This window comes from Micromonospora sp. ATLC16 (assembly GCF_057196645.1).
This window is the reverse complement of the sequence record NZ_JBXUOW010000103.1, coordinates 1-12,154: the sequence shown is the minus strand read 5'-3', so window position 1 is coordinate 12,154 and position 12,154 is coordinate 1. Positions and strand designations below refer to the sequence as shown.

Below are 12,154 nucleotides of genomic sequence, written 5' to 3'. Positions count from 1 at the left end.
GGAGCACCTGGCGACGCCGCCACCAAGCCCGCGCCCGCTGGTTCCACCAACGCACCAGACTCAACCGCGAATACGCCCTGGTCAACTAGCCAATGGCGGCTGCCGTACTAGCGCGGCGTCCAGGAATGTTCAACGGGATGGCGCTGGCGACGGACGGCCGCTGGTCAGGGCGGCGAGCAGGCCGGCCTCCCGGGCCGGGTCCAGGCCGACCTGCCGCCGGGCCGGTCGACCGGCGCGGGCCGGCACCGAACCCACCCGGCGCAACCAGGCCCAGGTGTCGACGACGGTCTCGGTCACCGGCCGGCAGCTGAGCCCCTCGGCGTACGCACGGGTGACGTCCATCTGCTGCATCCACCGGTACTCGTGCCCCGGTGGGATCCAGATCGGCAGATCGTTCCACGGTTCCACACCGGCGGCGAGCAGTTGCTCCGGCTCGGCCCAGCGCAGTCGAGCGTCAGCGCCGCTGGCTGTCACGCCGAGGGTGAGCAGCTCGCCGATGGTGGTGTGCCCGGGTCGACTCACCACGTTCACCGCTCCAGCCCGACCGTCGGCCCCGGCGTCCAGCAGAAAGGCCGCCAGATCGCGGACGTCGACGTACTGCACGGGCAGGTCGGCAGGGCCCGGCGCGAGCACCTCACCGCCCCGGGCGAGACGGTCGAGCCACCAGGGCCGTCCCAGGTGTCGACGACGAGATCCCACTCCCCCTCGGCCAACGCGGCCAACCCGCCGACGGCGGTGCGGTCACCCACCAGGTGCCGTACGCCAGCCGGGGGCGCCCCGTGCCGCCCCCGGTTGAACGCCGTCACCGCCCAGCCCCGGTGGATCGCCTCGGCGACCACCGCCCCGCCCACGAATCCCGACCCGCCCAGCATGAGGAGTTGCATATGAGCACCCTGCCCCGTGTCGGCGGTGTAGGGGCGGCTCGTTCACCGTCAGCAGATCTGCCGACGGCAGAAGCCGACGGCGACCTGTGCGGCGCCGGGTGGAGGGTGGGTGCCGTGTCCGGCGGGCGGCGTGGGCGTCCGCCGGACACGGCCGGGCGGTGCCGCGGGCACGGCGGGCACCACCAGCCAGTTCCTTGGTGAAAGGACGGCGAGTCCCATCGTCGGTCCCTCCGGATGCGGCGTCAACAACTTCCGGAAGAATATCGGTAGCTCATTGGACCGGGGCGGCGCTGTCGCGGATGACGAGCTCGGTGGCGAGCTCCACCCGGGGGCTCTCCACCTTCTCCCCGCGGGCCAGCCGCAGCACCGTCCGCGCCGCCAACATGCCCATCTCGGCCAGCGGCTGACGCACCGTGGTGAGCGGCGGCGAGCACCAGCGGACCTCCGGCAGGTCGTCGAAACCGACCACGCTGATGTCGTCCGGCATCCGCAGACCGCGCTGCCGGACCGCCTCGTACACGCCCAGCGCCATCTGGTCGCTCGACGCGAAGATCGCCGTCGGCGGCTCGGTCAGCCCCAGCAACCGCATCCCGCCGTTGAAGCCGGCCTCGTGGTAGAAGTCGCCCGGGCAGAGCAGGTCCTCGTCGAAGGACATCCCGGCGGCTTCCAGGGCCGCCCGGTAGCCGTCCATCCGGGCCCGGCTGCACATCAACTGCGGCGGACCGGCGATGAACCCGATCCGCCGATGCCCCAGCCCGATCAGATACTCCGTCGCCCGCAGGCCACCTGCCCAGTTGGTGGCACCGATCGTCGGCGCCTCCCGGGCCGGCAGCCCGTCGGCGTCGACGATCACCACCGGGATGCTGAGCCGGCGTAGTTCGGCCTGCAAGGGTGGCTCGACCATCGAGGTCACGAAGATCACGCCCTCGGTGCCCCGGCGGCGCATCCCGTCGAGCCACTGCTCCGCGGAGGAGGTCTGCCGGTGGATGGCCGAGACGACGGTGCCCACCCCCGTAGCGTGCGCCACGTCCTCCACACCCCGGATGATCTCCACCGCCCATGGACTGTCCAGGTCGTTGAAGACCAGATCCACCAACCCCGAACTCGCCCGCATACTCGGCGGCCGACGCCGGTAACCATGCCGAGTCAGCAACTCCTCCACCCGCTCACGGGTCTGCGGAGCCACATCCGAACGACCATTGATCACCCGGGACACCGTCGGCACCGACACCCCCGCCAGGTCCGCTATCGCGGAAATAGTGATCTTCCGGGTGTCTCTGGCAACCACGGCACTCCCCACCCAACCGGTACGGCGACAGCCCGCACCATGCCCCGGGCGGCCAGGGCGGGCAACCGGACCACCCGCCCACACCCTAGTAGCGGAAATTTCACTCGACTATCGGTAGTTGGCGCAGTTCACTCCGAGTACCCCCGATCGACCCGCGGCGCGGCCGCGCTGTCGCGGATGACGAGCTCGGTGGCGAGCTCCAACCGGGGGCTCTCCACCTTCTCCCCGCGGGCCAGCCGCAGCACCGTCCGCGCCGCCAACATGCCCATCTCGGCCAGCGGCTGACGCACCGTGGTGAGCGGCGGCGAGCACCAGCGGACCTCCGGCAGGTCGTCGAAACCGACCACGCTGATGTCGTCCGGCATCCGCAGACCGCGCTGCCGGACCGCCTCGTACACGCCCAGCGCCATCTGGTCGCTCGACGCGAAGATCGCCGTCGGCGGCTCGGTCAGCCCCAGCAACCGCACCCCGCCGGAGAAACCGGCCTCGTGGTAGAAGTTGCCCGCCTGGATCAACCGGTCGTCGATCGGGATTCCGGCGGCTTCCAGGGCCGCCCGGTAGCCGTCCATCCGGGCCCGGCTGCACATCAACTGCGGCGGACCGGCGATGAATCCGATCCGCCGATGCCCCAGCCCGATCAGATACTCCGTCGCCCGCAGGCTTCCCGCCCAGTTGGTGGCACCGATGGTCGGCGCGTCCTGGGCGGGGACACCCGCCGGGTCGACGATCACGGCCGGGATGTTGAGCCGGCGCAACTCCGCCTGCTGCGGCGGTTCGAGGGTGGAGGTCACGAAGATGACCCCTTCGGTGGACCGGGTCCGGATGTTGTCCAGCCACTGCTTGGCCGAGGCCGAGCGTCGGTGGATGGCCGAGACGACGGTGCCCACCCCCGTAGCGTGCGCCACGTCCTCCACACCCCGGATGATCTCCACCGCCCACGGACTGTCCAGGTCGTTGAAGACCAGATCCACCAACCCCGAACTCGCCCGCATACTCGGCGGCCGACGCCGGTAACCATGCCGAGTCAGCAACTCCTCCACCCGCTCACGGGTCTGCGGAGCCACATCCGAACGACCATTGATCACCCGGGACACCGTCGGCACCGACACCCCCGCCAGGCGGGCGATGGCCGCAATGGTCACTGTCCGGTTGTCGTTGGCAGCCATGCGCCCTCCCTACTTCGCTCATCCCTCGACGCCGTCGGCGGGAGCGCCGACGGGCTGACGTACGGCGACGGCGCGGTGCCCGGGCGCCGACGCGACGCCCGCTACTGCTTCTTCGCGACCCTGGTGATGTCCTTGACGATCTGGTCCGGCCACTTCGAGCCGGCGATCAGCTGCGCCACACTCTCGTTCACCTGCTGGCCCACCGCCGGCGGGTACGCCTGGTCGAGGTAGAGCTGGAAGCCGGTCGCGATGCCCAGATTCGCCGCCACGACCTGATTGTTGAGGTCCCTGATCCCGCCGACTGCGGCCTGGTTGGTGGGCAGCACCGCGCCGGTCTGCGCGGCCCGGCGCTGGTTCCTCGCCTGCAGCAGCGTCCGCAGGAATTCCACGGTGGCGGGCGGCGCGTCGCGGCCGACCGCGAAGCCGTTGCCGCCGCCGAACGCGTCGGTGGCCGAGCCCTTGCCGTCCTCGACGGCCGGGAAGGGGAAGAAGGCAAGCCGGTCACCGAGGCCACGCTTGCTGGTCGAGGAGGAGGCCTGCACCGACGGCGCCCACTGGCCCATCAGCTCCATGGCAGCCTCCTCGTTGCCCATCGTCGCGGCCTGCCCGTTCTCGGACCCGTACTCCGCGCGCAGGTAGCCCTTCTGGAACGGCTGCATGTCGACCAGTTCCCGGAGGCGTTCACCGGCGGCGATGAAGACCGGCGTGTCGAAGTTGCGGTCCTCGGCCGCGCGCTGCAACGCCTCGAGACCGCCGATCCGCATCGCCAGGTACGCCCAGTAGTAGTGCCCGGGCCACTTGTCCTTGCCGCCGAGCGCGATCGGGGCGATGTTGACGGCCTTGAGCTTGGCGACCACATCGAGCAGCTCGGCCCAGGTCTTCGGCGGCGTCTCGATGTTCGCCTTGGCGAAGTGGTCCCGGTTGTACCAGAAGCCGACCATGCCGATGTCGAACGGGATTCCGTAGATCTTGTCGTTGACCGTGTACGGCTGCAACGAAGCGGGCAGCAGCTGACCGATCCAACCCTGGACCTCGCTGGTGATGTCCTTGACGAGGCCGGCCTCGACCTGCTGCTGCAGTGCGCCGCCGCCCCACGACTGGAACAGGTCCGGTGGCATCGCCGCCTCGACCGCCCCGTCCAGCTTGGTCTTGAACGCCTCGACCTCCAACGGCTGCACCTCGACGGTGACGTGGGTGTGCTCGTTCTCGTACTGCCGAGCCAGGTCAGCCCAGACGCTGAGCATCGGCTCGGCGTCCTGGACATGCCACCATCTGATCTTCTGCGGGCTCGCGGAGGCGCCGCTGTCCCCATCCCCGCAGGCGCCGAGCAGGAGTGCGCCGGCACCCGCGCCGGCCAACCCCAGCAGCGACCGGCGGGAGAGGTGCGATGTCATGGTTTATCCCTTCGGAAAGCATAGTCACGCGGAGGAAACACCACCGCGCGTGGCGGCGGCGATGAAAGCGGGATCGCAAGTTTCGCTTCGATACCGGTATTTTCGAGGTGATGGCCGGCACGTTACGACGGGCTTGCGTCGCCGGTCAAGGGGGTGTCGCCAGGGGACGCCAGCCGATACCGTGAGCGAAATCTTGGCACTTCCGGAGTATTTCCGGGAATAAACCGGGATCGTGACCTGAAGGAGTCGAACATGTCGACCGAGATCGCAGACGTGGCTATCGCCCGGTCGATCCGCAACCCCGTCCTCACCGGCTTCCATCCGGACCCGTCCATCCTGCGGGTCGATGACGACTACTATCTGGCGACCTCGACGTTCGAGTGGTACCCCGGCGTACGGGTGCACCACTCGAAGGATCTCGTCCACTGGCGGGAGCTCGGCGGGATCATCACCGAACGACGCCTGCTCGACCTGCGCGGGTGCGGCGACTCCAACGGGATCTGGGCGCCTGACCTCACGTACCACGACGGGCTGTTCTACCTGGTCTACAGCGATGTCGCCAGCTTCGCCAGCGGCTACTGGGACGCACAGAACTTCCTCACCACCGCGCCGACCATCACGGGACCATGGTCGGACCCGGTACGGCTGCACTCGCACGGCTTCGACGCCGCGCTGTTCCACGACGACGACGGCACCTCCTGGCTGCTGGCGATGAGTGCTGACTGGCGGCCGGGGCGCGACCGCTTCGGTGGGATCGAGATTCAGCAGTATGACCGGGCCCGAGGGCAACTGGTCGGCCGACCCCGGATCATCTTCACCGGCACCGAGGTCGGTCTGACCGAGGGACCGCACCTGTACCGGCACGACGGCTGGTACTGGCTGGTCACCGCCGAGGGTGGCACCAGTTGGGAACACCAGGTCACGGTGGCCCGGTCGCGGGACCTGTTCGGTCCGTACGAGGCGGACCCGGCCGGGCCGCTGCTCACCTCGGTCGGCCGACCGGAACTGACGCTGCAGAAGGCCGGCCACGGCAGTCTGGTCCGCACCCAGCGTGGTGAGTGGTACCTGGCCCATCTGGTGGGCCGTCCCTACACCCCGCTCGGCAACTGCGTCCTCGGCCGGGAGACCGCGATTCAGAAGGTCGACTGGTCACCGGGAGGCTGGCCGTGCGTGTCCGGCCGGGTTCCGGCCGACGAGATCCCCGCCCCGGGCCTGCCGGCCCATCCGTGGCCCGACGAGCCGGCCACCGACCACTTCGACGCTCCGCAGCTGGGCGCCGGCTGGTCGACCCTGCGGCGGCCGGCGACCGACGACTGGATCGACCTGCGCGCCCGTCCGTCGCACCTGCGGGTGCACGGCGGCCAGTCTCCCGTCGGTAAGCAGACGCCGAGCCTGGTGGCGCGGCCGGTGGGGGCGGTCCGTTGCTCGTTGGAGACCGTCGTCGAGTTCGACCCGGGCGACCATCGGCACCTGGCGGGCATCACCGGCTACTACAACACCGAGAACTGGCACCACCTCTACCTGACCCGGGCGGACGACGGACGGTCGGTGCTGGAGCTGCTCAGCTGCGACGGCGGCCACCGCACCGCGTACCCGAACCTGACCGTCGACACCGGCGGCCGGCTGCGGGTGGGCCTGCGGGTCGCCTTCGACGGCCCGGTGCTGCGCTTCGCGTACGACCTCGGTGACAGTTGGCGGCGACTGCCGGTGGAACTGGACGCCACCATCCTCTCGGACGAACACGCGGCCCGGATCGTCGACGGCGAACCGGCGGCCTGGGGCTTCACCGGCGCTCTGCTCGGCCTCTGGGTGCAGGACATCGGCGGCGACGGGCGCTACGCCGACTTCGACCACGCCACCTATCTCGAACACTGATCCCGCATCGGCCGGCGGCGCACGCCGTCGACCGACCCGCTGCCGGCGGGGCCCTGGACCCGGGCCGGCTCGATCCCGTCCACGGAACCCGCGGGAGCGAGCCGGCCCGGCCACTTCGCACCGGGGGTGGGGGTGCCGATCGGCGGCCCCGAAGCCGGAGCGGATCCGGAAGTTTCCGGTCGCAAACCGGACGTTCCAGCACTGCACACAGGCCACTTCCGGAAGTTTTCGTGGTTGACTGCAGCCATCGATGGCCCTAACGTTTCGACCAAGTTACCGATCGACATTCGGAAAGATATCGGCGCCCTTCGTGACCATGTGAAACGTCCGGCCACGGCGCCGCGCACCGCTGCCAACCTGCTCAGCACCGGCCCGAACCGGCGCTTCATGATCGACGATTGTCGATCGAAGATCGAGAGGAATGCAGATGAAGTTGAGACGGTGGATGGCCGTCGGTGCGGTCGCCGTCGCGACCGCTGCGACGTTGAACATGGTGCCGGCCACGGCCGGCCGGCCGTACGACCCGACCGCGAAGACCCTGGGCGCCCTCGGCCTGCGCCACGGCCTGCAGATCGGCACCGCGGTCAGCGCGGACGCCCTCAACGACAGCGCCGACCCGGAGTACCGCAGGATCGCCGGATCCGAGTTCGTCTCGGTCACCGCCGAGAACGCCATGAAGTGGGAGAGCCTCGAACCCACCCGCGGCACCTACAACTGGGAGCCGGCCGACCAGCTCATCAACTTCGCCAAGCGCAACCGCCAGAGCGTACGGGGCCACGTGCTCGTCTGGCACAACCAGCTGCCGCAGTGGCTGACCGAGGGGGTCGCCGACGGCGCCATCAGCAAGAAGGAGCTGCGCGAGCTGCTGCGCAGGCACATCACCACGGTGGTCAAGCGCTACCAGGGCAAGATCTGGCAGTGGGACGTCGTCAACGAGGCGGTCAGCGACCCCTGGGACACTCCGCCCACCCTGCACTACAAGGGTTTCTGGGCCGAGAACCTCGGGCCTGGCTACATCGCTGACGCGTTCCGGTGGGCTCGCGCCGCCGACCCCAGGGCGCTGCTCTTCTACAACGACTACAACATCGAGGCGTTCGGCTCCGGCAACCCGGCCGACGACAAGACCCAGTTCGTCTACGACATGGTCAAGCGGCTGCGCGCCCAGGGCGTACCGATCGACGGTGTCGGCGCCCAGGGCCACCTCGGCACCCAGTACGGCAACTTCAACACGTTCCAGGTGACCGAGGCGCTGAAGAAGTTCACCTCGCTCGGGGTGGCGACCGCGTTCACCGAGGTGGACGTCCGCAGCCAGATGACCGAGGCGGTCCAGGCCGGCAACTCCGAGGAGATCAACCCCAGGTTGCAGGCGTCGGCCGCCAACCACAGCGTGCTGGTGAAGGCATGCCTGGCCGTCCGCAGCTGTCTCTCGTACACCGTCTGGGGCTTCAGCGACAAGCACTCCTGGGTGCCGGGCTGGTTCGAAGACCCGCCCGAGGGCCTGGCCACCATCATGGACGAGAACTACCAGCCCAAGCTGGCCTACCACGAGATCAAGTCCGACCTGATCCTCGCCGGCCCGCCGTACGTCCTGCCCCGCATCGCACCCAAGCCCCGCCGCTGACCCTCGTTCCGGCAGGCGGACCAGCCATCCACCACCAGCGGGCCCGGGGGGGGGGGGGGGGGCCCCCGCCCCCCGCCCCCCCGCGCCGCCCCGCGCCCGCCTTCCCCCCCCCACCCCCGCCGCGCGGCCCCCCGCCGCCCCCCCCCCCGGGGGGCGGGGGCGCGCCCCCCCCCCCCCCCCCCCACGGCTCCACCAGCGGAAGGTCCGATCGATGTCGTCCACCACCCAGCCCCTGCGTCCCCCGCGTGCCGCGTCCAGGCTGGGCGTCGGACCGCCACCGGTACGGCCCACCGAGGTGATCGGCACCGAGCGGGTCGTGTGCCTCACCTTCGACGACGGACCGCACCCGGAGCACACCCCGCATCTGCTCGACATCTTGGCCGCCCACCACGTCCGGGCGGTCTTCTTCCTTCAGGGCGATCGGGTCATCGAGCACCCCGAGCTGGTACGCCGGATCGTCGCGGCCGGGCACGCGTTGGGCAACCACAGCATGCACCACGACGACATGGGCTCCTGGGCCGCCGGGCGGATCGCCTCGGACCTGCTGGAGACCAACGCCGTCATCCGGCACGCCGTCCCGCACGTCCGGGTTCCCTACTTCCGGGCACCGTACGGCGCCTGGGGCCAGACGCCCAGCGTAGCCACGGCGCTCGGGATGCGGCCGATGGGCTGGCGGCTCGCCGTGACGGACTGGGAACCGCCCGGCACCGACGAGCTGCTGCGCCGCCTCATCGAGGGCGTCGCCCCGGGCGCGGTGGTGCTGCTGCATGACGGCGGCGGCGACCGCAGTCAGACCGTCGACGCCGTCGACCGGGCCATACCCGTACTGCACACGGACGGTTGGCGTTTCGCGCTGCCGACCGGCACGGACGGCCGCTGACCCAGGGTCCCGGCAAAGTCGTGAGGGTGTCCGGCTTGATCCGCTTGGTGTAGACGCGCCGTTGCTGGTGGTAGCAGGGCGGGCATGACCTGTTCAGATGATCATCGAGGTTCTCTACGCCTTGTTGATCGTCCGAAGTGAGTCATGCCCGCCCTGCCATCATCGCTGATCTCGTCTGTGTCCAGCGCACCGGATGTCACCGTGCCCGAAACCGCTGCTGGACTGCCCGCAGCGCTGGCCGACCTGCCGGATCCCCGTGCCCGCCGCGGTGTCCGGCACCGGCTGGCAGTCGTGGTGACCGCGGCGGTCTGTGCCGTGGTGACCGGCTACCGCTCCTACACCGCGATCGCCGAGTGGGTCGCCGACGTCCCGGCTGCGACCGCGCTCGCGCTGGGCATCGCCCCGGACCGGCGCCCGTCGGAGGCGATGATCCGCCGGTTGTTGCAGGCCCTGGACCCGGACCTGCTCAACGCGGCCGTCAGCGGCTGGCTCGCCAGCCGGACCATAGCCACACCGTCAGCGGATAGGCGGGCGATCGCAGTCGACGGCAAGGCCCTGCGCGGCTCCCGCACCACCAGCACTGCGGCCCGGCACGTCCTGGCCGCCTGCGACCAGGCCACCGGAGTGGTCCTGGCCAGCACCGACGTCGACGGCAAGACCGACGAGATCACCCGCTTCGCACCGCTGCTGGACCAGATCGGCGACCTCCGTGACACCGTGATCACCGTCGACGCCCTGCACTGCCAACGCGACCACGTCGCCTACCTGGCCGAACGCGGCGCCCACTGGATCCTCACCGTCAAAGGCAACCAGCCCAGCCTGCACGCCCAACTCGCCAGCCTGCCCTGGCGAGCCGTCCCGGACGCCACCCGCGACACCGACCGCGGCCACGGCCGCCGCGAGATCCGCACCTGCAAGATCCTGACGATCTCCACCGGGATCGAGTTCCCGCACGCCGCCCAGGCCCTGCAGATCCGCCGCCGCAGACGCCGCCTCGACCAGCCGAAACGCTTCACCACCGAGACCGTCTACGCGATCACCGACCTCCGCGTCCACCAAGCCAAACCGGCGCAACTCGCTGGCTGGATCCGTGGCCACTGGTCGATAGAGAACAAGGTCCACTGGGTGCGAGACGTCACCTACGACGAGGACCGATCCCAGATCCGCACCGGCACCGGACCACAAGTCATGGCCGCCCTCCGCAACGCCGCCATCGGCGCCCTACGCGCCGCCGGCATCACCAACATCGCCGCCGCGAACCGGCATCACGCCCGCGACAGCACCCGCCCGCTGGCACTACTCGGCATCACCTGACGACTTTGCCGGGGCCCTGGCCGCTGACCCCACCCGATCGATCGCCGCACCGTCCGACACATCCGGTTGACTCAGTCGAACGCGATGGTCAGGTCCGCGTCCACTGATGCGGGACGAACGGCGACCGCTTGCCAATCTTCGCAACTCGACAGTCTTGACGACAGTGCCGTTTGAGTGACCTCGCTATTCTGCCGGGCATACCGGCGCATGACGAGGAGCGCATATGGACAAGGCACGAGCCTTCTTGAGCTGGTCTACTGCCGATCCACGGATCGAGCCGCTGGCTCAGATCGTCAAACGCTGGCTAAACTCACTCCTGGAAGGAAAGATCGAGTTCTTCTTCTCCCGAGAGATCGAGCCCGGCGTCGCGTCGGTGCCGAGCATCTACCGGGCGCTCAACGACGCGGACCTCGGTTTCATCTTCCTTTCGCACCGTACGGCCGGCAGCCCTTGGGTGATCTTCGAAAGCGGGTGCTGAATCCGTCCTTACGGGAAGGAAAGGTCTTTCCACTGTTGTTCGACCTCACACCTCGGGAGCTACGGACCATCTGCCCGCCGCTGGCCGATTTCCAGGCCGTATCCCTACGCAACCGGGACGACGTCTGGCGGTTGACCAGTAGGATCGGAAGCTGATCGGCTTGGACGAGACGGCGTCGATCGCACTCCAGGACCGGTTCGTCGAGCAATTCCCGAAGCTGGAGAACTCGATATCCGAGTCGGTCGAAATACTGTCCAGTTATGGATCATTTGCGATGCGTCCCATTCGCACTTTCCGTGGCTCCTGCCATATTTTGACGTAGCGACGAAGGGCTGCTCATCGCCCGTTCTGTGGATATATGAGCCCGGGATTCCGTCTGACGTAAGCCTGACCGTGAATCGCCGCTCTTGTCGAAAGCGATCTCCCTCGCTTCTGTCCAGAGTAGATCTCTACCGTGACTGCTCGCCGTGCGTACCCCAGCGACATCTCTGACGCCCGTTGGGCGCTGATCGGGCCGACCCTGACTGCCTGGCAGCAGGCCCGCCTCGACCGGCGGCCGACCGGTGAGCCGGCCCGCACCGATGTCCGGGAGGTGCTCAACGCCATTTTCTACGTCAATCGAACCGGGATTGCCTGGAAGTACCTTCCTCATGACTTTCCGCCACACACCACGGTGTACTACTACTATGCCGCCTGGCGCGACGAAGGCATCTTCGCCCAGCTCAACGTCGATCTGACCACTCTCGCCCGGGTCAAGGCCGGCCGTGATCCGCAGCCCACCGCCGCGGTCATCGATACACAGAGCGTGAAGACGTCCAGCAACCCGCCGGCCACGACGCAGGGAACTGACGCGGCGAAGAAGATCGTCGGGCGTAAGCGCAGCGTAGTCACCGACACGCTAGGCCTCCTTCTGGCAGTCATCGTCGTAGCCGCGTCCGTGACCGAGAACCGCGCCGGCATCCAAGCACTGGACCAGCTCAAAGCCGCCTACCCGAGCGTCGTCAAGACCTGGGTGGACGCCGGCTTCAAGAACCAGTTCGTCGAACACGCCGCCACTCTGGGTATCGACGCCGAGATCGTGCCACGCAACACCGAGACCCGAGGCTTCCATGTCGTGAAACGGCGCTGGGTGGTGGAGCGGTCCCCAGGGCCCCGGAGTAGTCCGGGAATGTCCGCTTGATCATGGGATGCCGTGGAGGTTGAGGGCGGCTGTGGGCGTGGTGTGAGCGCGGCGGGCGCTGGCGGTGTTGATCC

General features: G+C 69.1%; 8 protein-coding genes and 2 pseudogenes. 6 read left to right on the top strand and 4 right to left on the bottom strand.

Annotation, left to right across the window (positions count from 1 at the left end):
• Positions 1 to 129: 129 nt before the first annotated feature.
• The 4 genes and pseudogenes from AC2CHE_RS25300 to AC2CHE_RS25285 form a co-directional block, all read right to left on the bottom strand.
• Positions 130 to 884, bottom strand: a pseudogene (locus AC2CHE_RS25300) (Rossmann-fold NAD(P)-binding domain-containing protein).
• Between the two features lie 271 nt (positions 885 to 1,155).
• Positions 1,156 to 2,172, bottom strand: a complete 1,017-nt coding sequence (locus AC2CHE_RS25295) for a LacI family DNA-binding transcriptional regulator (protein WP_484507349.1) — start codon at positions 2,170 to 2,172, stop codon at positions 1,156 to 1,158.
• Between the two features lie 128 nt (positions 2,173 to 2,300).
• Positions 2,301 to 3,338: a LacI family DNA-binding transcriptional regulator gene (locus tag AC2CHE_RS25290; protein ID WP_484507348.1), complete on the bottom strand. Its 1,038-nt coding sequence runs from the start codon at positions 3,336 to 3,338 to the stop codon at positions 2,301 to 2,303.
• A 101-nt stretch (positions 3,339 to 3,439) separates the two neighbouring features.
• Positions 3,440 to 4,732 carry an extracellular solute-binding protein gene (locus tag AC2CHE_RS25285; protein WP_484507347.1) on the bottom strand — a complete coding sequence of 431 codons (1,293 nt, stop codon included), beginning with the start codon at positions 4,730 to 4,732 and terminating at the stop codon, positions 3,440 to 3,442.
• A 252-nt stretch (positions 4,733 to 4,984) separates the two neighbouring features.
• Between AC2CHE_RS25285 and AC2CHE_RS25280 the strand changes: the two genes are divergently transcribed.
• From AC2CHE_RS25280 to AC2CHE_RS25255, 6 genes and pseudogenes are all read left to right on the top strand, one after another.
• Positions 4,985 to 6,607, top strand: coding sequence for a glycoside hydrolase family 43 protein (locus tag AC2CHE_RS25280; protein WP_484507346.1), 1,623 nt, complete (start codon positions 4,985 to 4,987; stop codon positions 6,605 to 6,607).
• Positions 6,608 to 7,034: 427 nt separating this feature from the next.
• Positions 7,035 to 8,228, top strand: a complete 1,194-nt coding sequence (locus tag AC2CHE_RS25275) for an endo-1,4-beta-xylanase (protein ID WP_484507345.1) — start codon at positions 7,035 to 7,037, stop codon at positions 8,226 to 8,228.
• Positions 8,229 to 8,439: 211 nt separating this feature from the next.
• A complete protein-coding gene (locus AC2CHE_RS25270; RefSeq protein WP_484507344.1) occupies positions 8,440 to 9,108 on the top strand; it encodes a polysaccharide deacetylase family protein in 669 nt (222 codons plus the stop codon).
• A gap of 177 nt (positions 9,109 to 9,285) precedes the next feature.
• On the top strand, positions 9,286 to 10,422 hold the full coding sequence (locus tag AC2CHE_RS25265) for an ISAs1 family transposase (protein WP_484507343.1): 1,137 nt from the start codon (positions 9,286 to 9,288) through the stop codon (positions 10,420 to 10,422).
• A 223-nt stretch (positions 10,423 to 10,645) separates the two neighbouring features.
• Positions 10,646 to 10,900: a toll/interleukin-1 receptor domain-containing protein gene (locus AC2CHE_RS25260; RefSeq protein WP_484507342.1), complete on the top strand. Its 255-nt coding sequence runs from the start codon at positions 10,646 to 10,648 to the stop codon at positions 10,898 to 10,900.
• A 454-nt stretch (positions 10,901 to 11,354) separates the two neighbouring features.
• A pseudogene (locus AC2CHE_RS25255) lies at positions 11,355 to 12,050 on the top strand (IS5 family transposase); the annotation flags it as partial.
• Positions 12,051 to 12,154 lie beyond the last annotated feature (104 nt).

Bases quoted from the DNA above. Each gene is read 5' to 3' on its own strand.
- AC2CHE_RS25290 (WP_484507348.1), bottom strand. From the start codon at position 3,338: ATGGCTGCCAACGACAACCGGACAGTGACCATTGCGGCCATCGCCCGC.
- AC2CHE_RS25270 (WP_484507344.1), top strand. From the start codon at position 8,440: ATGTCGTCCACCACCCAGCCCCTGCGTCCCCCGCGTGCCGCGTCCAGG.
- AC2CHE_RS25260 (WP_484507342.1), top strand. From the start codon at position 10,646: ATGGACAAGGCACGAGCCTTCTTGAGCTGGTCTACTGCCGATCCACGG.
- AC2CHE_RS25280 (WP_484507346.1), top strand. From the start codon at position 4,985: ATGTCGACCGAGATCGCAGACGTGGCTATCGCCCGGTCGATCCGCAAC.
- AC2CHE_RS25275 (WP_484507345.1), top strand. From the start codon at position 7,035: ATGAAGTTGAGACGGTGGATGGCCGTCGGTGCGGTCGCCGTCGCGACC.
- AC2CHE_RS25285 (WP_484507347.1), bottom strand. From the start codon at position 4,732: ATGACATCGCACCTCTCCCGCCGGTCGCTGCTGGGGTTGGCCGGCGCG.